This window comes from Pseudomonas urethralis, assembly GCF_021602465.1.
GTDB lineage: Bacteria > Pseudomonadota > Gammaproteobacteria > Pseudomonadales > Pseudomonadaceae > Aquipseudomonas > Aquipseudomonas vlassakiae.
This window is the reverse complement of the sequence record NZ_BQIJ01000004.1, coordinates 337,115-354,364: the sequence shown is the minus strand read 5'-3', so window position 1 is coordinate 354,364 and position 17,250 is coordinate 337,115. Positions and strand designations below refer to the sequence as shown.

The 17,250-nt window shown below is 64.8% G+C and carries 17 protein-coding genes; 11 read left to right on the top strand and 6 right to left on the bottom strand.

Features of this window, described 5'->3' with window-relative positions; all coding sequences use genetic code 11:
• Nucleotides 1–10 precede the first annotated feature (10 nt).
• The 3 genes from L6D64_RS09405 to pmrG are packed head-to-tail and all read right to left on the bottom strand — an operon-like array spanning nucleotide 11 to nucleotide 2,202.
• Nucleotides 11–673, bottom strand: a complete 663-nt coding sequence (locus tag L6D64_RS09405; protein WP_176506675.1) for a class I SAM-dependent methyltransferase — start codon at nucleotides 671–673, stop codon at nucleotides 11–13.
• Nucleotides 674–700: 27 nt separating this feature from the next.
• Nucleotides 701–1,522, bottom strand: coding sequence for a phosphatase PAP2 family protein (locus L6D64_RS09400; protein ID WP_176506674.1), 822 nt, complete (start codon nucleotides 1,520–1,522; stop codon nucleotides 701–703).
• Nucleotides 1,523–1,524: 2 nt separating this feature from the next.
• Nucleotides 1,525–2,202: a lipopolysaccharide core heptose(II)-phosphate phosphatase PmrG gene (pmrG, locus tag L6D64_RS09395; protein ID WP_176506673.1), complete on the bottom strand. Its 678-nt coding sequence runs from the start codon at nucleotides 2,200–2,202 to the stop codon at nucleotides 1,525–1,527.
• Nucleotides 2,203–2,379: 177 nt separating this feature from the next.
• Here pmrG and L6D64_RS09390 point away from each other — a divergent pair, with 177 nt between their 5' ends.
• Together L6D64_RS09390 and L6D64_RS09385 are read left to right on the top strand one after the other, a co-directional pair.
• Nucleotides 2,380–2,580, top strand: a complete 201-nt coding sequence (locus L6D64_RS09390) for a DUF1289 domain-containing protein (RefSeq protein WP_054887672.1) — start codon at nucleotides 2,380–2,382, stop codon at nucleotides 2,578–2,580.
• 52 nt (nucleotides 2,581–2,632) lie between these two features.
• Nucleotides 2,633–3,280 carry a LysE family translocator gene (locus L6D64_RS09385; protein ID WP_176506672.1) on the top strand — a complete coding sequence of 216 codons (648 nt, stop codon included), beginning with the start codon at nucleotides 2,633–2,635 and terminating at the stop codon, nucleotides 3,278–3,280.
• A gap of 14 nt (nucleotides 3,281–3,294) precedes the next feature.
• Here L6D64_RS09385 and L6D64_RS09380 read toward each other — a convergent pair whose 3' ends face one another.
• Both L6D64_RS09380 and L6D64_RS09375 read right to left on the bottom strand, forming a co-directional pair.
• The gene (locus L6D64_RS09380) at nucleotides 3,295–4,164 is read right to left on the bottom strand and encodes an AraC family transcriptional regulator (RefSeq protein WP_176506671.1); all 870 of its coding nucleotides are present in this window, start codon (nucleotides 4,162–4,164) and stop codon (nucleotides 3,295–3,297) included.
• A 95-nt stretch (nucleotides 4,165–4,259) separates the two neighbouring features.
• A complete protein-coding gene (locus L6D64_RS09375; protein WP_176506670.1) occupies nucleotides 4,260–4,433 on the bottom strand; it encodes a DUF2986 domain-containing protein in 174 nt (57 codons plus the stop codon).
• 117 nt (nucleotides 4,434–4,550) lie between these two features.
• On the opposite strand from L6D64_RS09375, the gene L6D64_RS09370 reads away from it, so the two are divergent.
• Nucleotides 4,551–4,955: a tetratricopeptide repeat protein gene (locus L6D64_RS09370; protein WP_176506669.1), complete on the top strand. Its 405-nt coding sequence runs from the start codon at nucleotides 4,551–4,553 to the stop codon at nucleotides 4,953–4,955.
• Between the two features lie 128 nt (nucleotides 4,956–5,083).
• Complete coding sequence (locus tag L6D64_RS09365; RefSeq protein ID WP_176506668.1) at nucleotides 5,084–6,268, top strand: MFS transporter; 1,185 nt, start codon at nucleotides 5,084–5,086, stop codon at nucleotides 6,266–6,268.
• 10 nt (nucleotides 6,269–6,278) lie between these two features.
• Here L6D64_RS09365 and L6D64_RS09360 read toward each other — a convergent pair whose 3' ends face one another.
• Nucleotides 6,279–7,211 (bottom strand): LysR family transcriptional regulator, encoded by a 933-nt coding sequence (locus L6D64_RS09360; RefSeq protein ID WP_176506667.1) that lies wholly within the window; start codon nucleotides 7,209–7,211, stop codon nucleotides 6,279–6,281.
• 302 nt (nucleotides 7,212–7,513) lie between these two features.
• Between L6D64_RS09360 and L6D64_RS09355 the strand changes: the two genes are divergently transcribed.
• The 7 genes from L6D64_RS09355 (at nucleotide 7,514) to L6D64_RS09325 (ending at nucleotide 17,221) form a co-directional block, all read left to right on the top strand.
• The gene (locus L6D64_RS09355) at nucleotides 7,514–8,407 is read left to right on the top strand and encodes a LysR substrate-binding domain-containing protein (RefSeq protein WP_176506666.1); all 894 of its coding nucleotides are present in this window, start codon (nucleotides 7,514–7,516) and stop codon (nucleotides 8,405–8,407) included.
• A 101-nt stretch (nucleotides 8,408–8,508) separates the two neighbouring features.
• Complete coding sequence (locus tag L6D64_RS09350) at nucleotides 8,509–9,213, top strand: SDR family oxidoreductase (RefSeq protein ID WP_176506665.1); 705 nt, start codon at nucleotides 8,509–8,511, stop codon at nucleotides 9,211–9,213.
• Nucleotides 9,214–9,413: 200 nt separating this feature from the next.
• A complete protein-coding gene (locus tag L6D64_RS09345; protein WP_176506664.1) occupies nucleotides 9,414–11,393 on the top strand; it encodes a protease modulator HflK in 1,980 nt (659 codons plus the stop codon).
• Nucleotides 11,390–12,412 carry a protease modulator HflC gene (gene hflC / locus L6D64_RS09340; RefSeq protein ID WP_176506663.1) on the top strand — a complete coding sequence of 341 codons (1,023 nt, stop codon included), beginning with the start codon at nucleotides 11,390–11,392 and terminating at the stop codon, nucleotides 12,410–12,412. Before L6D64_RS09345 ends, hflC begins: the two co-directional genes overlap by 4 nt.
• Complete coding sequence (hflK, locus tag L6D64_RS09335; protein ID WP_176506662.1) at nucleotides 12,399–13,439, top strand: protease modulator HflK; 1,041 nt, start codon at nucleotides 12,399–12,401, stop codon at nucleotides 13,437–13,439. Before hflC ends, hflK begins: the two co-directional genes overlap by 14 nt.
• Nucleotides 13,440–13,476: 37 nt before the next feature.
• On the top strand, nucleotides 13,477–15,441 hold the full coding sequence (locus L6D64_RS09330) for a heavy metal translocating P-type ATPase (protein ID WP_176506661.1): 1,965 nt from the start codon (nucleotides 13,477–13,479) through the stop codon (nucleotides 15,439–15,441).
• A 154-nt stretch (nucleotides 15,442–15,595) separates the two neighbouring features.
• The gene (locus L6D64_RS09325; protein ID WP_176506660.1) at nucleotides 15,596–17,221 is read left to right on the top strand and encodes a methyl-accepting chemotaxis protein; all 1,626 of its coding nucleotides are present in this window, start codon (nucleotides 15,596–15,598) and stop codon (nucleotides 17,219–17,221) included.
• Nucleotides 17,222–17,250 lie beyond the last annotated feature (29 nt).

The window sequence follows — 17,250 nt, the reverse complement described above, 5'->3', positions numbered from 1 at the left end:
TGGGATCAGGCTACTCCGCAATCATCAGCAATGACTGCGGCAGCGGGCTCTGCGGATGCTGCGGCTCCTGCAGGCTCAGCAACCGGAATCCCGCCATGTCCAGGGCATTCAGCCAGCTGGCCAAGGTCCGGAAGTACCACGGCATCGGCTGCCAGTCCCCGGCAAACCCGGCAAACGACTCCTCGCGCCAGCCGTCCTGATAGTTCCCGCCGGCCACGCTCCAGGGGTGCAAGGTCTGGATAACCAGCACGCCACCGGGCGCCAGCCGTGCTTTCATCGCCGCCAGCAAGGGGATGATGTCTTGTTGCAACAGGGCGAAATTGGCGCAGATCAGCGCGTAGCCGTGGCCGATATCCACTTCACCTGCGGCGAGCTGCGCATAGCTGGCCTGGTGCACGGGCGTCGAGCCTGCGGCCCGCGCAGCCTCGACCAACCCGACGTCGCCATCTACGCCAGTCACTTCGATGCCGCGAGCAGCCAGCGCCCGCAGCAACCAGCCTTCGCCGCAACCCAGGTCCAGCACCCGCTCAGGCTGACGACCGAGGATCGCCAGCAAAATTGCTGAGTCGGTGACCTGCCGGCGGCTTTCGATGACGCCGCCACGCACCGCTTCTATCCACGCCTGGGCATTGTGCTGCCAACTGTGCAGCAGGGCGTCTTCGGGGTTGGGCATGTCGCTGATCCTGAGCAGTGGCACTGCTCAAGCATAGGCGTTCACCGTCGCCTTGTCCGAGGGGGACCGAGCGGGCGCCTGGAGCGCTTCGCGCCCATAGAAGCCCAGGGCGGTGGCCCAGGTGGTCAGCCACACGAAGATGCCGGCCCAGAAGGTATGCGACATGTAGTGCCAGCCCTGCAGCACGCGGGTGGTGCCGTAGACGAAGCCGATCAGCAGGATGGCCACCAGCAGCTTGCGCGCATGCTGCCAGCGGTAACGCAGCGCCACGAAGTACAGCGCCAGCAGGGTGAAGCCGCTGGACGCGTGGCCGCCCGGCCAGCAACGGCCTTCACCGGCCTTGCTGAACCAACTGAACTGCTCGTACCACTCCACGCGCGCCTCTGGGCCACCGTAGAGGGTGGTTTCCACCGGGCAATACACACTGGTGTGGCTTTTCAGATAGTGAATGACCGTGGTGCACAGGGCAAATGCCACCACCACGAACAGAAAGTCGCGGCGATGACGGTGGGTGAAACGCAGCACCGGGCTGATTCTGACGGCATTCAGGCCACGGGTGACCATTGCGTCGGGGTGGTTGGCCAGGCGCGGCCAGATGAACGACAGCAGCGAACCGATAATCGCCGCCTCACCGGTCCAGTTCGGCAGCACGCGTGGCCATTTGTGGGTCACTTTTTCGAACAGCTGGTCATGCAGCAGCGGGAATTGCCCGCTGACGGGATCGAGCAACAGGTTGCTGATCCAGCGGTCGAGTTCGGTGAGGTCGAACAGCAGGAACGTGATCACTGCCAGCAGCAGCGGCAATAGCAAATTGTTGACGTAGAACGCGGTGCGTGGAGAAACGGGCATGCTTACATCCCTGTGCTGCTGTTGAGTGTCTGCCATTGGTTGGCGTTGAGTTGCCCGAGCAAGTGGGCCTTGCCGTTGCTGTCTTTGCTGACGAACAGTGCACTGGCATAGCCAGCAACCCGTTCGCCGCCTGCGACGCGCAGCTGCCGCTCGAGGTGGTCGATGCAGCCGCTGTGGGTGATCAGCACCAGGTTGTGACCCTCGCGCTTGTGAGCCAGGGCAGCGTTGGCAAAGGTACTGTCACAGCGTGCCAGCCAGTCCTGGGTTTCGATGGCTTTGCCAAACACGGCTGATGCCGTCTGCTGGGTGCGCACCTCCGGGCTGCTGAGGATATCGGCGTCGGCCAGGCCCAGGTGGCGGATGCCCTCGCCAACGGCGGTCGCGGCCTGGCTGCCCTCCACGGTGATGCCGGCAGGGTCGCCAAGGCAGGCATGGTTGGAGCGGTCGCAGCGTTCGGCATGACGGATCAGGACTATCACCTGGTCGCTGTTCCAGGCGCTGTAGACGCCGTGCTCGCTCATCAGCTGCGCGCTGCCCAGGTTGCTGACATGCGGACGAAGCACATGCCAAAGGCCGAACGCCGTGAAGGCCAGCACCACGGCCAGCAGCCAGGCAGCCGGCAGCTGACGGCCTTTGAGGCGCACAAGGCGCGGGTGCGTCGCAATTACATTTTCCAGCATGCTGCCACTCCGGGGACAAGGCTGGCTGCACCTTATCCTCGGCTTTGTGGCCCGTTAGTGAAGCGGATGTGAAAATTGTCTTAGCCCACACGCTGGCCCACGCCGAGGATTTTTTCCGCAGGTTGCGGCAGCTTGTGATGCACACGGTATGATTCGCGCCCGCAACTGGAGCCCACCATGGCCAAAGACATCGAAAACCCCTGCGTCGCGCTGTGCCAGCTCAACAGCGAGTTGTGCGTGAGCTGCGGCCGCACCCGTGAAGAAATCCGCAAGTGGCGCGGCATGAAGCGCCCGGAGAAGATGGCCACCGTGCAACGCGCGGCCACGCGAATGAAGGCCATCAGCAAGAAGAACGCCAAGCGCCAGGGTAACGACTGAAGCCGCTGGACTGTGTAAGATGCAGGCTTCGCAACGTTCGTGAGCTTGCCGTATGGATACCCACTCGCTTCTTGCCTTCACCCTGGTCGCTGCAATCGCCATCGCCAGCCCGGGGCCTGCCACGCTGATGGCCATCAACAACAGTATCAACCATGGCCAGCGCAGTACCCTGTGGTCGTCGCTGGGCAATGGCACGGGCCTGTTCTGCCTGTCGGCGGCAGCCATGCTCGGGCTCGGCGCTTTGTTGGCCAGTTCCGAAATGCTGTTCAACGCGGTCAAGCTGATCGGTGCTGGCTACCTGTTCTACCTCGGTGCCCGACAGTTGCTCAAGAAAGGCCCGATGCTGGTCGACCAGGCGGCAGCGAAGGTGAGCAAGCCGACTCCCCTGAAGTTGTACAAGTCGGCGTTCCTGACCGCCGTCACCAACCCCAAGGCAACCATGTTCTTCACCGCGCTGTTCCCGCAGTTCATCGACCAGGGCACGGCGTTGCTGCCGCAGTTTCTGACCCTGACCGGGATCTTCGTGGCGTTGTCGCTGATCTCGTTGACCCTGTATGCGGCGCTGGCGTCGCGGGCCAAGGGCGTGCTCACCCGGCCGGCGCTGTCGCGCTGGGTAAGCCGGGTAGTCGGCACGACCTTCATCGGCTTTGGTGCGGCGATTCTCACCATGCGCCGCCAGGCCGCTTCGGCGCCACTCTAGTCCCTGCGTGTCGCCTACTTCAACGGAATGTAAACGTCGGTTTGCCACTGCTCCAGCGGTGTCTCGGGGTAGACACTCAGGTAATGGAAAAACAACGGGTGGTCGCGCAGCTCTTCGTTGCTCGAGGGTAGCCAGTCGCGGTAAAGCGGGTAGAGGGTTTCGCCGATGTAGTCAGGCGAGCCTGCATGGCGAATGACGGCACATCGCCCGGCAGGGATGACCCGCTCCTGCACGCTGAAGGTATTGGGCATTATGGCTTCAGCTATCTCGCCACAGATCGCGAAGTGGAAATCGTCTTGCGCAACGGTGTCGGGGTTGTTGTACGGAATGCCGAAGGTGCGGCTCTGGGCTACCGGCGACTGACCGCTGTGCAGGCGCCATTGGCGAAAGCGTTCGACGCTTTCGCCGAGCAGGCCCGGTGCGCCATGGTGTTCGAGTGCCGCCACGCGGGTTTCGGCAAATTCCACGATTCGTATCTGCATGCTGATGCTCCTGGACAAGTGAGGGACCACGAATACCGCACTCCAGGCCTGCCAGTTCGGGGCTTTGGCAAACACACTGGGCGCCCTGCCGAAAGCCCGCTTGAACGCCCTGGAAAACGCTTCGGGGCTTTCGAAACCCGCTGCGAATGCGACTTCCAGCACAGGGGTTGCAGGCGAGGCGACCAGTTGATGTGCCGCGCGCCGAAGCCGAATCAGCTGTACATACCGCGAAACGGGAATGCCTATGTACGCGGAGAACTGCCGATGAAAGTGATACGTCGAGAAGTTGGCGATCCGGCTCAGGGCGTTCACTGACAGGTCGCCTTCGAGATGGCTGTCGATGTAGGCGAGCACGGCTTCGAACCGTCTGGCGTAGGCGGGGCTGGGCTGTATGTCAGTCAACGTACGGAGTCTCTGGAAGTGCGGTGAGCACTAGCATCTGCCGATCAGCCCTTGTCGTGCCTAGCCGTGATTGCTCTATCGGCACTTGCCTGGGTTCAGGCTTGCACGGCAGGGGTATCGGCGCCGGCAGCGGCCTGTGCCTCGGCATCCAGCTTCGCCCGGTCGGCCTTGCTGATGTACTTGGGCTTGTTGCTCTTGGGCGCCAGCTTGGCATTGGCCTTTTTCTGGTGGGCCTTGAGCAGCTGTTTGAGTTTCTTCTGGCGGTTCATTGTCCATCTCTGATGTGCAGCGTAGGTCGCGCATTGTACCTCGGGAACTTCAGGCTGCGGGCCCGGTCTGTGGCCTCTCGCCAAATTCACCTGACGCTCCTCCGAGTGCCCACTCCCATGCCAAACCAGCGCCTGCTGTCAGCACTGTTCCTGTTGTTCAGCACCATTGCCTGCCAAGTGGTGCAGGCGGGTTCATACTCGGCACCGGCACGCAGCAACAACGCCTCGACCCAGCTGATCGAGCGCGCTTCGCGCCAGTATGAAGAAGGCAGGCTGGACCAGGCCGCCGCCACGCTGGAGCGCGCCCTGCAGATCCAGCCAGGCAACCCGGCCACGCTGCACTATCTGGGCGTGCTGCGCCTGGAGCAGGGGCAGTATGAACAGGCCGAAGTGCTGGCGGTGCGTTCCAACCAGCGGGTTGGCGGCAACAGCGCCCTGCGCAATCGCAACTACCAACTGATCCAGGCTGCACATAAGGCCAGAAGCGCTGGCAGGGTGGTCGTGACCGGCCAGGCAAGGTGACACGCGCGGATCAGCCAAGCCTGGCGCCATTGGATTGATGAATTTTGTTCCTTCCATATATGAGAATTGGCCATTAATTGACGGTAATGGAATGAATAAACTGGGCGGCCACCCACCGGAGCCTCCCAATGTCTGCTTACGAAACAACCGCTCAGGTTGCTTCCTCTCCCAGGAGTGCAGGAATCAGCATCGCGATCCTGGCCTTTTCCGCCTTTCTTATCGTTACCACCGAATTCCTCATCGTAGGGCTGCTTCCCGCGCTGGCCAGGGACCTGAACATTTCAATCGCCATGGCCGGGCAACTGGTGACGCTGTTCGCCTTCACCGTGATGGTGTCCGGTCCGCCGCTGACGGCGGCGCTGTCACACCTGCCGCGAAAAAAACTGTTCATCGGCATCTTGCTGCTGTTCGCCGCGGCCAACGCGGTGGCCGCCGCCTCAAGCAGCTTCTGGCTGCTTGCCGTGGCCCGTGTCGTGCCTGCCTTGGCTTTGCCGGTGTTCTGGGGCACAGCCAGCGAGACCGCCGGGCAACTGGCCGGGCCGCAGCGGGCGGGGCAGGCTATTTCACGGGTGTACCTGGGGATATCGGCGGCCATGTTGCTAGGCATCCCGCTGGGTACCGTGGCGGCCAGTGCGATCGGCTGGAGAGGGGCTTTCTGGCTGCTCGCCGGGCTGTCGTTGCTCATGGCGGCGGCCATGTGGATCTACATGCCGAGCGTGGCGCGCACGGCCAAGGTGGATTTCCTTCAGCAGGCACGGATTTTCAAGGAACCGCGTTTCCTGGCCAACGTACTGCTTTCGGTGGTGGTGTTCAGTGCCATGTTCATCGCCTACACCTACCTGGCCGACATCCTCGAGCGTGTCGCGGGCGTGGCACCTGCTGATGTTGGCTGGTGGATGATGGGCTTTGGCGCCATTGGCCTGGTGGGTAACTGGATGGGTGGCAAGGCAGTCGACCAGTCGCCGATCAAAGCCACCATCGGCTTTCTCGCGTTGCTTGCGCTGGGCATGGCCGTGGCCGTTCCGCTGGCTCAAGATGGCTGGCTGTTCTGTGTTGCGCTTGGGCTGTGGGGCATCGCCAATACAGCGCTTTACCCGGTCAGCCAGGTGCGGGTCATGCATTCGGTCAGCCACGCACAGGCGCTGGCGGGCACCAGCAATGTCTCGGCGGCCAATGCCGGCATTGGAGTGGGTGCGATCGTCGGCGGCATGACCGTGTCGAACCTCGGCGTCGGCTACCTCGGCTATGTGGCTGCAGCTGTTGCGCTGTTCGCGATGCTGCTGGCGCTGGTCATTCTCCGCCTTGAGCGTTAGGGCAGGGCGGTCAGCTGTCACCACGCCGGCTGCCATGGGGCGTCAGCCGCGGCAGCAAGTAGTCCAGCAGTGCGCGGACCTTGGGCTGGTTCTCGCGGCTTTTCAGCCAGACCAGGTTCATGGGCAGGCCGTCCGTTGCCAGTTCTGGCAGCACCTCGACCAGCGTGCCTTGGTCGAGGTGCCGTTGGGTCAGCCAGGTCGGCAGCTGGCCAATGCCATGCCCGGCGAGCACAGCGGCCACTTCACCCTCGCCATCGCCGACTGCGATGCGTGCCTGCGGCGTACGCCGCTCCATCTCTCCCGGCTGCCGGCCTTTGAAGAACCACGGGCTGACCTGGCCGTCGCCGTGCCCATAGCCGACGCAGTGATGCTGATCGAGATCATCTTCGCTTTGCGGGGTGCCGTGCTGCGCAAGGTAGCCGGGTGAGGCGCAGAAGATCAGGCGCTGGGCGCCGAAATACTGATGGCCAAGGCTGGCTGGCCAGGCATCCGCGCCGCCGATGCGCACGACGATGTCGATGCCTTCGTGCTGCGGGTCGATAAAGCGGTCGGTAAACGAGATGTGCGGTCGCAGCAACGGATGCTGGTGGATGAAATCCAGGATCAGCGGCAGCACATGCAACCGGCCATACGAGGCTGGCAAATCGATCCGCACCTTGCCGTGAGGCTCGTCGCCCTCGGCGCTGAGCGCATGCTCGACCTGCTCCAGGTCGGCCAGTACCGACGTACAGGTGCGGTAGAACGTGATACCCGCCTCGGTCAGCGCCAAGGTGCGGGTGGTACGGTTGAACAGCCGTACCCCAAGGCGTTCCTCCAGGCGCGCGACACTCTTGCTCACAGCCGACCCCGTGAGGTTCAGCCGTTCGGCCGCGGCAGTGAAGCTGCCCAGGTCAGCGACCGCGACAAAGACGTCGAGACCCTTCAATCGTTCAGATGAAAACATTCGCGTCCCCGGTTGAGCGCCATGGAACAGGAATTGCTGGCAATGCTGTAAAGCTGACCAGGCGGGGGATACGCCCATGCTCGTGGAAGACCACTGCTTCATGTTCCTCGTGGTGATGATCGTGCTGGCCGTGGATGCGGTGGCGCTCACCCTTTATTGGCGCAGCAAACCCTGACCCAGCCTCGGGGGCAGGATACCCCCTGGTCGGGGCCTTTGCGATGAATGATCGACTGGCACCGCTTCCAAACCTGCGGTGACGGCGGTAGCCTCGGTAGACCTTCGCCGATAGAAATTCCATTCCCATGCCTGCTGGTTTTCCCGGGTTGCCGTCACTCAATGCGCTGCGTGTGTTCGAAGTGGTGGCGCGTCAGTTGAACTTCCGCCTCGCCGCCGAGGAGCTGGGCGTGACCCAGGCGGCTGTCGCCCAGCAGGTGCGCGGGCTGGAAGCCAGCCTGCAGGTACGCCTGTTCGAGCGTCTGCCGCGGGGCGTCAGGCTGACCGATGCCGGGCGTGGCTATGCCGCGAGTATCCGCAGCGCCTTGGGCATGATCGACGAAGCCACCCGGCTGCTGCGCCCGGCGCCTTCGCAGCTCACGGTCAGCGTGACGCCTACCTTTGCTTCGAAGTGGCTGATTCCAAGGCTCGGCCACTTCGCCGAGGCCTACCCCGACATCGATCTGCGCCTGCTGGCCAGCGAACGCCTCGCACACTTCCATACCGATGGCGTCGACATCGCCGTGCGCTACGGCCAGCCGCCATTCGCTGGCGGGCTGAACGCAGAGCTGCTGATGGAGCAGCGCATCGTCGCGGTGGCGAGCCCGGCACTGGTGGCTGAAATGGGCAGGCCAGACAGCTTTGCCGCGTTGCAGCGATACGTCGCCTTGCACGATGGGCACAACTTCTGGCCGCAGTTCACCGCCGCCTTGTTCCCAGCGCATCCGAAGCCGACGGCCAAGAGTGTGCGCTTCAACCAGACATCGCTGGCCATCGATGCTGCCGTCGGCGGGCAGGGTGTAGCACTCGCCAGCCATGCCTTCGTCAAGGACGACATCGCAGCAGGCAGGCTGCAACAGGTGTTTGCTCAGCAGCTGCGGCTGGACAAGGCCTTCTACCTGGTCTGGCCACGCAAGACGCAGGAGGCGCCAGCGCTGGGCTTTGTCAGAGCGTGGCTGAAAAGCCAGATAGGCGATAGTTAATCTACTGCATGCGCAAATCTTGACTGCCTCCCTCGATCAGTGGGTCGCTGCTAGTGTGATGGGACTCGCAACCGCACAGTTCCATTACCCCAGGAGGCAACATGTCTGTAGAAAAAGTGGCAATCATCACCGCCGGTGGCAGCGGCATGGGCGCAGCAGCGGCACGTCGCCTGGCCGCTGACGGGTTCAAGGTTGGCATCCTGTCCTCATCGGGCAAGGGCGAGGCGCTGGCCGCCGAGCTTGGCGGCATTGGCGTCACTGGCAGCAACCAGTCGGTCGAGGACCTGCAGCGCCTGGTAGAGGCCGTGGTCGAGCAATGGGGGCGCATCGACGTGCTGGTCAACAGCGCCGGCCACGGCCCGCGCGCACCCATCCTGGAAATCAGCGACGAGGACTGGCACAAGGGCATGGACACCTACCTGCTCAATGTCATCCGCCCGACGCGGCTGGTGACGCCTCATATGCAGAAACAACAGGGCGGGGTAATCATCAACATCTCCACCGCCTGGGCGTTCGAGCCGGTTGACCTGTTTCCTACATCGGCTGTGTTCCGTTCAGGCCTGGCCGCCTTCACCAAGATTTTCGCCGACAGTTTCGCCGGGGATAATGTGCGCATGAACAACGTGCTCCCCGGCTGGATCGACAGCCTGCCGGCCACCGAGCAGCGCCGCGACAGCGTGCCGCTCAAGCGCTACGGTACCAGCGAGGAAATCGCCGCCACCATCGCCTTCCTCGCCAGCGATGGCGCTGCCTATATCACCGGGCAGAACATCAAGGTGGATGGTGGCGTGACGCGCAGCGTCTGAGCAGGTTGTTTTGGGTGTGGCCGGGAGGTGTTCGCCATGGCGCTACATCCCTTGCGCATACACCTATAAGCCCAGATACCGATTTTACGTTTTGCGACAAATTTTTTACGTTTGTCGTTATAACGTTACGCCGCTCGTCAGCGGTGGCCGTCAGCGCCCTCGGCTCATGACTGGCAAAGCCTGGTATTCCTGGAGTCTTAATGAGAGTCGATCTAGACACTGAGGCCGCCGACCTCGATGCTTACCCGCGATTTCAGCGTGCGACGGTCCATGCGCGCACGTTGAGGCAATTGATGTACCTGGCGCTGGCGGTTGCGCTGCTGCTGGCGCTTGTGCAGGGGCTGATCGGCATTTTCAGCCCTGACTCGCACTGGCGCGTCCTGCTGGCGGTCAACAGCGCGGTGTTGCTGCTGTTGGCGGGCGCCGCGCAGTCGGCGTGGCAGGTGGCCAGCTGGCGCGCGACCGCCATGGGCCAGGTGCCGGCCCCGCTGCTGTTCTGGCGCACAGCCAGCGAAAGCGTCGAGCCCGAGTCGCTCAGCCGCTTCGATCGCTGGTGCCGGCAAATGGCCGATGCCTGCCGACGGCAATGGCGCAGGCTCGGTGCAGAAGCCCCCTGGCTGATTGGCCTGGCGTGCCTGGCACTGCTGCTGGTGACGGGGAGCTGGCGCTTCGACCTGCCGACACCGACGGCGGCAGGGCAGGTGACCTGGGTTGCCATCGGCCTGTTGGCCGTTTTTGCGTTCTGCCTGGTCGTGCTCGAACGCCACCTGATGGCTGAAAGCGAGGCGACCTGGCCCGAAGCCGCAGCGCTTGCCGCTAGCTTGCGGCTGGTCATCGCTGTGCAGGTACTGAGCATTGCCTGCCTGGTCTGTGTTGACGGCGAGCGCCTGTGGCCGGCCCGTGTGGCCGTGCTGATCGGCCTGTTGCCCGGCCTGGCAGCGCTCGAACTGCTGACCCGGGCAGTGCTGGCCATGTTCCGCCCTTCGCGCCCGGGTGAAGAGCCGGCGCTGGTGGCGCGCAGTCTTGCGGGCGACTTGCTGCAATGGCCGCCGCGGCCATTGGCCGTGTTGCAGGATGAACTGCATGAGCGCCTGGGCATCGACCTGCGCCAGGTATGGGCTTTCGCTTTCATGCGCCGGGCGTTCCTGCCGGTGGCCGCGCTGGTGGCCTTGGTCGGCTGGTTGCTGACCGGCATTATCGAGGTGCCGACCAACAATCGCGGCGTCTACGAACGCTTTGGCAACCCTGTGGCGGTGTATCCCCCTGGCCTGCATGTCGGCTTGCCATGGCCGTTTGGCAAGGTGTTGCAGGTGGACAACAGCATCGTCCATGAACTGGCGACCACGACGGCCGAGGGCGTCAGCGAACCCTTGGCCGCTGCCGATGGTGCGCCGCCGACAACCGCCAACCGGCTGTGGGACGCCACCCACCTGAGCGAGAATTCGCAAGTCATCGCCGGTGCCGATGGCGGGCGTCAGGGCTTCCAGATCGTCAACATGGATGTGCGCTTCATCTACCGCATCGGCCTGAGCGACGCAGCCGCGCTGGCGGCGGCCTATCACACGGCGAATGTCGAGCAACTGCTGCGCAGCGTCGCCAATCGGGTGCTGGTCCATGATTTTGCCAGTCGCTCGCTGGATGGCCTGCTAGGGGCCGAACGTGCCGAACTTGGCCGTGACATCGGTCGTGCGGTGCAGGCCGACCTCGACCGTATGGACACCGGGGTGGAGCTGCTGGCGACCTCGGTGGAGGCGATCCACCCGCCAGCCGGTGCGGCCAACGCCTATCATGCCGTGCAGGCCGCGCAGATCACCGCCCAGGCGTTGGTCGCCCGTGACCGTGGTCGGGCTGCACAGAAGCTTGACGAAGCCCGCCAGAGCGCCACGTCGTTGACCGACAAGGCCGTGGCCGACGCCCATGAAACCCAGACCAGCGCCGACACTGCCGCGCTGCGCTTCGACGCCGAGCATACCGCCTGGCGGCATGCAGGCCAGGCGTTCATCCTGGAACAGTACCTGGAGCGGCTGTCCCAAGGCATGGCGCACTCGAGCAGCCTGATCATCGATCACCGGCTGGCGGCAAACCAGGCACCGACCCTGGACCTGCGCAGCTTTGCCGTACCCATCGACCCTTCGCAACCGAAACCCGCATCCGGCCGTACCCAGGAGCGTAACCCGTGAGTTCCCATACCGCACATGGTCATGACCACGACCACGACCACGACCACGATCACCATCACCATCGAGATCATGTTGAGACCCCCGACCGTGCCCGGCCCGCCTGGGTACGGATCGGGGTAGCGTTGCTGCTGGTCTTGATCATGGCCGCAACGGCCTGTCTGGTGCAGGTTCGTGTCGGCGAAGCAACGGTCATCACGCGCTTCGGCAACCCGTCGCGGGTGCTCATCGAGCCCGGGCTCAACTGGCGTTGGCCCGTGCCGTTCGAGGCTGCGGTACCGGTCGACCTGCGCCTGCGCACTACCTCCAGCGGGCTGCAGGATGTCGGCACGCGGGATGGCCTGCGCATCATCGTGCAGGCCTATGTCGCCTGGCAGGTGGCAGCGGATCCGCAGAGCATCCAGCTGTTCATGCGCGCGGTGCAGAACCAGCCCGACGAGGCGGCGCGGCAGATCCGCACCCTGGTCGGTTCGGCCCTGGAAACCACGGCCAGCGGTTTCGAACTGGCCGACCTGGTCAACGTCGATGCCAGCCGGGTGCGCATCGATGCTTTCGAGCAGCGCCTGCGCGAGCAGATCGAGCAGCAACTGATCACCAGCTATGGCGTACGCGTGGTGCAGGTGGGCATCGAGCGCCTGACCTTGCCCAAGGTCACCCTCGAAGCCACCGTCGACCGCATGCGCGCCGAGCGCGAGACCATCGCCACCGAACGCACGGCCGAAGGCAAACGAAAAGCGGCCGAGATCCAGTCGGCCGCCGAGCGTGATGCGCGCATCCTGCAGGCCGATGCCAGCGTGAAGGCCGCGCAGATCCAGGCACAATCGCAGGTGCAGGCCGCGGACATCTACGCCAAGGCCTATGCCGGTGCGCCGCAGCTGTACACCTTGCTGCGTTCGCTCGACACCCTCGGGTCGGTCATCAACCCCGGCACGAAGCTGGTGCTGCGCACCGACGCGGCACCGTTCCGCGCGCTGGTTGAGGGGCCTGTGCAGCCTGCGGGGGTTGACCATGGCCGGCCGTGAGCCATTGTCGGGCGGGCTGCCCGCCGGCCCCTGGCTGCAATCCGGGCGCATCGGTTTCGTGGCGCTGTATGGGGTGGCGTTGTTGGCGGCGGTGGGATGGCTGTTCGGCAATGTGCGTCAGATAGGGCCGGAAAACCGTGCGGTGGTGTTGCGCCTGGGAGCCGAGGAGCGCATCCAGAATGCAGGCTTGCTGCTGGCCTGGCCCGAGCCCTTCGAGCAGGTGGTGATGTTGCCCTCGGCAGCGCGGGTCAGCGAACGCCGGGTGGAGCTGCTGCTGCGCTCGGAACTTGCACAGAAGTCCGACAAGGACGGCACGTTGGCCAGCGATGCCACGGCGGGCTCCGGTTACCTGCTGACTGGCGATGCCGGGGCGGTGCAGCTGGACGTCCGGGTGTTCTATACCGTCAGCGATCCCTACGCCTATGCGCGCCAGGGGCAGCATGTGGAGCCCGCGCTGGACCGCCTGGTGGAGCGCAATGCGGTGCAAATCTGCGCTTCGCGCGACATGGACGCGATCCTGGTCGCGCGCCCTGAGCTGGTTGGCGCGGATGCCGGGCTGGCCAGCCAGCGTGAGCGTCTGCGTGGCGACCTGCAACAGGGCATAAACGCTAGCCTTGCCCGGCTGCGTTCGGCCGGTGCCAGCCTGGGAGTCGAGGTGGTGCGGGTCGACATCCAGTCGTCGCTGCCATGGTCGGCCGTCAGCGCCTTCAATGCGGTGCTCACCGCCAGCCAGCAGGCCGAGCAGGCAGTGGCCAAGGCCCGTAATGATGCTGCGCGGCAACTGCAGCAGGCCACCCAGGCCGCCGACCGCACCGTGCAAGTGGCCCAGGCCGAAGCCAGCGAGCGGCTGTCCCGCGCCCAGGCCGCCACCGCGACGATCGTTGGCCTGGCCCAGCAGCAGGATCCGCAATTGCTGCTGCGGCTCTACCGCGAGCGGGTACCGGCGATACTGGCGCGCGCCGGCTCGGTCACCACCGTCAACAAGGATGACACCGGGCACATGATCCTGCAGGGGCCAGCGCAATGAGTTCGACGCTTTATTCCCATTTCTGGAGCGGCTCGCGATGAGTACTCATCATTGTCATGGTCACGGGCACCATCACCACGCCCATACTCACCTCACCTCCGGTTTGCTGTCGCAGGCCGAGCAGCGCTCAGCCGCACGCCAGTTGAGCCTGGCGATGCTGGCCCTGGGGTTGCTGGCACTGGGGCTGGCCTGGCGCTGGCTGGCGCCGACCCAGGAGGGGATCAGCCAGTTGCTGCTCGGCGGCGCCTCGTTGCTGGTTGCCGTCCCGGTATTGCGCTCGGCCTGGTACAGCCTGCTGCACCCCAGCCTGCATGGCCTCACCGATCAACTGATCGCCCTGGCCATGCTGGGCGCCTGGGCGACCGGCGACCTGGCCACGGCGGCGCTGCTGCCGATCATCATGATCTTCGGTCACATGCTCGAAGAGCGCAGTGTGCTGGGTTCGCAAGAGGCCATTGCCGCGTTGGGGCAACTGACCCGCAGCCATGCGCGGCTGATCGATGCCGATGGCCAGGTGCGCGAGGTCGATAATGCCAGCCTCAAGCCAGGCGACCAGGTCGAGGTGCGCGCCGGTGACCGTGTGCCGGCCGACGGCCGCGTCCTGCAAGGCCAGGCCAGCCTGGATACCGCGCCGATCACTGGTGAGGCGGTGCCGCTGGAAGTCGCCAGTGGCATGGATATCCACGGTGGTTCGATCAACCTGGATGGGTTGCTGCGGGTAGAAGTCACCCGGGTGGGCGATGATTCCACCTTGGGCAAGGTCATCGCCCTGATGCAGCGCGCCGAGCAGGCCAAGCCGCCCATCACCCGGCTGCTCGAACGCCACGCCGGGCGCTACCTGGTGCTGGTCTTGCTGATTGCCGCCGTGACCTGGTTCATCACCCGCGATGCCCAGGCCATGCTGGCCGTGCTGGTGGCTGCCTGCCCGTGCGCGCTGGTGCTGTCGGCGCCGGCGACAGCGGTGGCGGGGATAGCCGTCGCTGCCCGGCATGGCATCCTGATCCGCGGTTCGGCCTTCCTCGAGGAACTGGCCGACCTGTCGTCACTGGTGATCGACAAGACCGGCACGCTGACCTACGGCGACCTGCGTCTGCGCAGTGTGGTCGGTACTGCGGCGACCGTGCCGCAGGGCGAAATCGTCAAGCTCGCGGCCAGCCTTGGCGCCGCCAGCAGCCACCCGGTCAGCCGCGCCCTGGCGGCGCTGGTACCCCATGAGCAGCACCTGGCGCTGCTGGACATCCAGGAACGCCAGGGCTTTGGTGTGGTGGCGCACACGGTCGAGGGTGAAGCGGCTCTGGGCCGCCCGGAGCTGTTCCGCCAGCTCGGTCTGCAGGTGCCGCCCGTGCCCGAGCATGACGGCCCGATTGCCGGCCTGGCGCGAAACGGGCAGTTCCTCGCCTGGCTGCTGCTGGCCGACAACCTGCGGGCAGAGTCTGCCGAGGCCATGCAGCAGCTGCGCGAGCTCGGCCTGCAGCGCCAGTTGCTGCTGACCGGCGACCGTAGCCGTGTCGCCGAAGCCATTGCCGAGCAGGTCGGCATGACGCGCGTGGTGGCCGAAGCGCTGCCGGAAGACAAGATGCACCACGTCAACCAGGAGCTGCAGCTGGGCTTCCGCCCGTTGGTGGTGGGGGACGGCATCAATGATTCGCTGGCGCTGAAGGCCGGTGTGGTCGGGGTGGCCATGGGGGCTAACGGTGCCGACATTGCCCTGGCTGCGGCGGATATCGTGCTGATCAACGGCGACCTGCGGCGCCTGGCCACCTGCATTCGCCTCAGCCGCCAGTGCCGCCGCACGCTGCAGGTGAATGTACTGATCGGCCTGGGTTGGACCTTGGCGATTGTGGTAGCCGCCGCGTTCGGCCTGCTGGGTGCAGCCGGTGCGATGATCGCCGCGCTGCTGCACAACCTCAGTACGCTGTTGGTGCTGACCAACGCCGGGCGCCTGTTGCGTTATGACGAACGGCTCGGGCCGAGCAACGCGGTGCCGGCACTGAAGCCCTAGCCCTAAGCGCACGGCACGCAACATCTGTTCGGTCACCGAACACAAACCGTATGGGCGCGCTCAAGCCTGCGGCGGCGACTCCGATAGCTGCTGACCCACCGTCGAAACCTCGACCCGAAGTGGCGTCAACCAGCACAAAAGGAGTACCGCACGCATGTTTGCCGACCTGAAGATCCGTACCGGAATGTTCTGGGTGCTGTTGTTGTTCAGCCTGACCTTGTTGTTTTCCACCGTCAGTGCCTGGCGGGCGGCGCTGGGCAGCGACGAGCAGATCACCGAGCTGGATCGGACCGCGCACCAGTCGGACCGGCTGAACAATGCCCTGCTGATGGCGATCCGCTCCAGTGCCAACGTGTCTTCGGGCTTCATCGAGCAGCTGGGTGGCCACGACGAGAGTGCGAACAAGCGCATGGCGATGTCGGTCGAGCTGAACGACAAGAGCCAGAAGCTGGTCGACGAGTTCGTCGAAAACACCCGCGAGCCGGCGCTGCACGCAGTGGCCAGCGAGCTGCAAGCCACCTTTGCCGAGTACGCCAGGGCGGTAGACGGGCAGCGCGAAGCCACGCGGCAACGCTCGCTGGAGCAGTATTTCAGGGTCAATACCGATGCTGGCAATGCCATGGGCCGGTTGCAGGCGCTGCGCCAGCAACTGGTTGCAGCCTTGACCGAGCGCGGGCAGCAGATCATGCAGGAATCCGACCGTCGCCTGGAGCGTGCGCAACAGCTGAGCCTGGGGTTGTTGGCGGTGACATTGTTGCTTGCCGGCCTGTGCTGGGCCTTCATCGCCCAGCGTGTGCTGCACCCATTGCGTGAAGCGGGCCGGCACTTCCAGCGCATTGCCAGTGGCGACCTGAGCGTGCCGGTGCAGGCTCAGCAACGCAACGAGATCGGCCAGCTGTTCCATGAACTGGAGCGTATGCAGCAGAGCCAGCGCGATACCTTGGGCAAGATCAGCAGTTGCACCCGGCAGCTGGCCGACGCGGCGCAAGCGTTGAATGCCGTCACCGAGGAAAGCGCCAACAACCTGCGCCAGCAGGGCCAGGAGCTGGAACAGGCGGCCACCGCCGTCACCGAAATGACCACGGCGGTGGAAGAGGTCGCACGCAATGCCGTGACGACCTCCCAGGCGACCCATGAATCCAATCAGCTGGCGGAGCAAAGCCGTCAGCAGGTCAGCGACAACATCGATGGCACCCAGGCCATGACCCGCGAGATCCAGACCAGCAGCGGCCATCTCGAGCAGCTGGTGGGGCAGGTGCGCGATATCGGCAAGGTGCTTGAGGTGATCCGTTCGGTGTCCGAGCAGACCAACCTGCTGGCACTCAACGCAGCCATCGAGGCGGCTCGCGCCGGGGATGCCGGGCGCGGTTTTGCGGTGGTGGCCGATGAGGTGCGCACGCTGGCCTACCGCACCCAGGCCTCGACCCAGGAAATCGAGCAGATGATCGGCCGCGTGCAGCAGGGGACCGAGGCGGCGGTCGCCTCGATGCAGGCCAGCACCAGCCGGGCGCAGTCGACACTCGACGTAACCCTGGCTTCAGGCCAGGTGCTGGAGGGGATCTACAGTGCCATTGGCGAGATCAACGAGCGCAACCTGGTGATCGCCAGTGCAGCCGAAGAGCAGGCGCAGGTGGCGCGTGAGGTGGACCGCAACCTGCTGAACATCCGCGAGCTGTCGAGCCAGTCTGCGGCGGGTGCGCAGCAGACCAGCGAGGCCAGCCAGGCGTTGTCAGGGCTGGTCGGGGAGATGACCGCCCTGGTGGGACGGTTCAGGGTCTGAAGCGCCCACCTGCTGCCATGCAAACAGAT

Excerpts from the sequence above, each read along its gene's own strand:
- L6D64_RS09405 (WP_176506675.1), bottom strand. The coding sequence starts at position 673 with ATGCCCAACCCCGAAGACGCCCTGCTGCACAGTTGGCAGCACAATGCC.
- L6D64_RS09400 (WP_176506674.1), bottom strand. The coding sequence starts at position 1,522 with ATGCCCGTTTCTCCACGCACCGCGTTCTACGTCAACAATTTGCTATTG.
- pmrG (WP_176506673.1), bottom strand. The coding sequence starts at position 2,202 with ATGCTGGAAAATGTAATTGCGACGCACCCGCGCCTTGTGCGCCTCAAA.
- L6D64_RS09390 (WP_054887672.1), top strand. The coding sequence starts at position 2,380 with ATGGCCAAAGACATCGAAAACCCCTGCGTCGCGCTGTGCCAGCTCAAC.
- L6D64_RS09385 (WP_176506672.1), top strand. The coding sequence starts at position 2,633 with ATGGATACCCACTCGCTTCTTGCCTTCACCCTGGTCGCTGCAATCGCC.
- L6D64_RS09375 (WP_176506670.1), bottom strand. The coding sequence starts at position 4,433 with ATGAACCGCCAGAAGAAACTCAAACAGCTGCTCAAGGCCCACCAGAAA.
- L6D64_RS09370 (WP_176506669.1), top strand. The coding sequence starts at position 4,551 with ATGCCAAACCAGCGCCTGCTGTCAGCACTGTTCCTGTTGTTCAGCACC.
- L6D64_RS09365 (WP_176506668.1), top strand. The coding sequence starts at position 5,084 with ATGTCTGCTTACGAAACAACCGCTCAGGTTGCTTCCTCTCCCAGGAGT.
- L6D64_RS09360 (WP_176506667.1), bottom strand. The coding sequence starts at position 7,211 with ATGTTTTCATCTGAACGATTGAAGGGTCTCGACGTCTTTGTCGCGGTC.
- L6D64_RS09355 (WP_176506666.1), top strand. The coding sequence starts at position 7,514 with ATGCCTGCTGGTTTTCCCGGGTTGCCGTCACTCAATGCGCTGCGTGTG.
- L6D64_RS09350 (WP_176506665.1), top strand. The coding sequence starts at position 8,509 with ATGTCTGTAGAAAAAGTGGCAATCATCACCGCCGGTGGCAGCGGCATG.
- L6D64_RS09345 (WP_176506664.1), top strand. The coding sequence starts at position 9,414 with ATGAGAGTCGATCTAGACACTGAGGCCGCCGACCTCGATGCTTACCCG.
- hflK (WP_176506662.1), top strand. The coding sequence starts at position 12,399 with ATGGCCGGCCGTGAGCCATTGTCGGGCGGGCTGCCCGCCGGCCCCTGG.
- L6D64_RS09330 (WP_176506661.1), top strand. The coding sequence starts at position 13,477 with ATGAGTACTCATCATTGTCATGGTCACGGGCACCATCACCACGCCCAT.
- L6D64_RS09325 (WP_176506660.1), top strand. The coding sequence starts at position 15,596 with ATGTTTGCCGACCTGAAGATCCGTACCGGAATGTTCTGGGTGCTGTTG.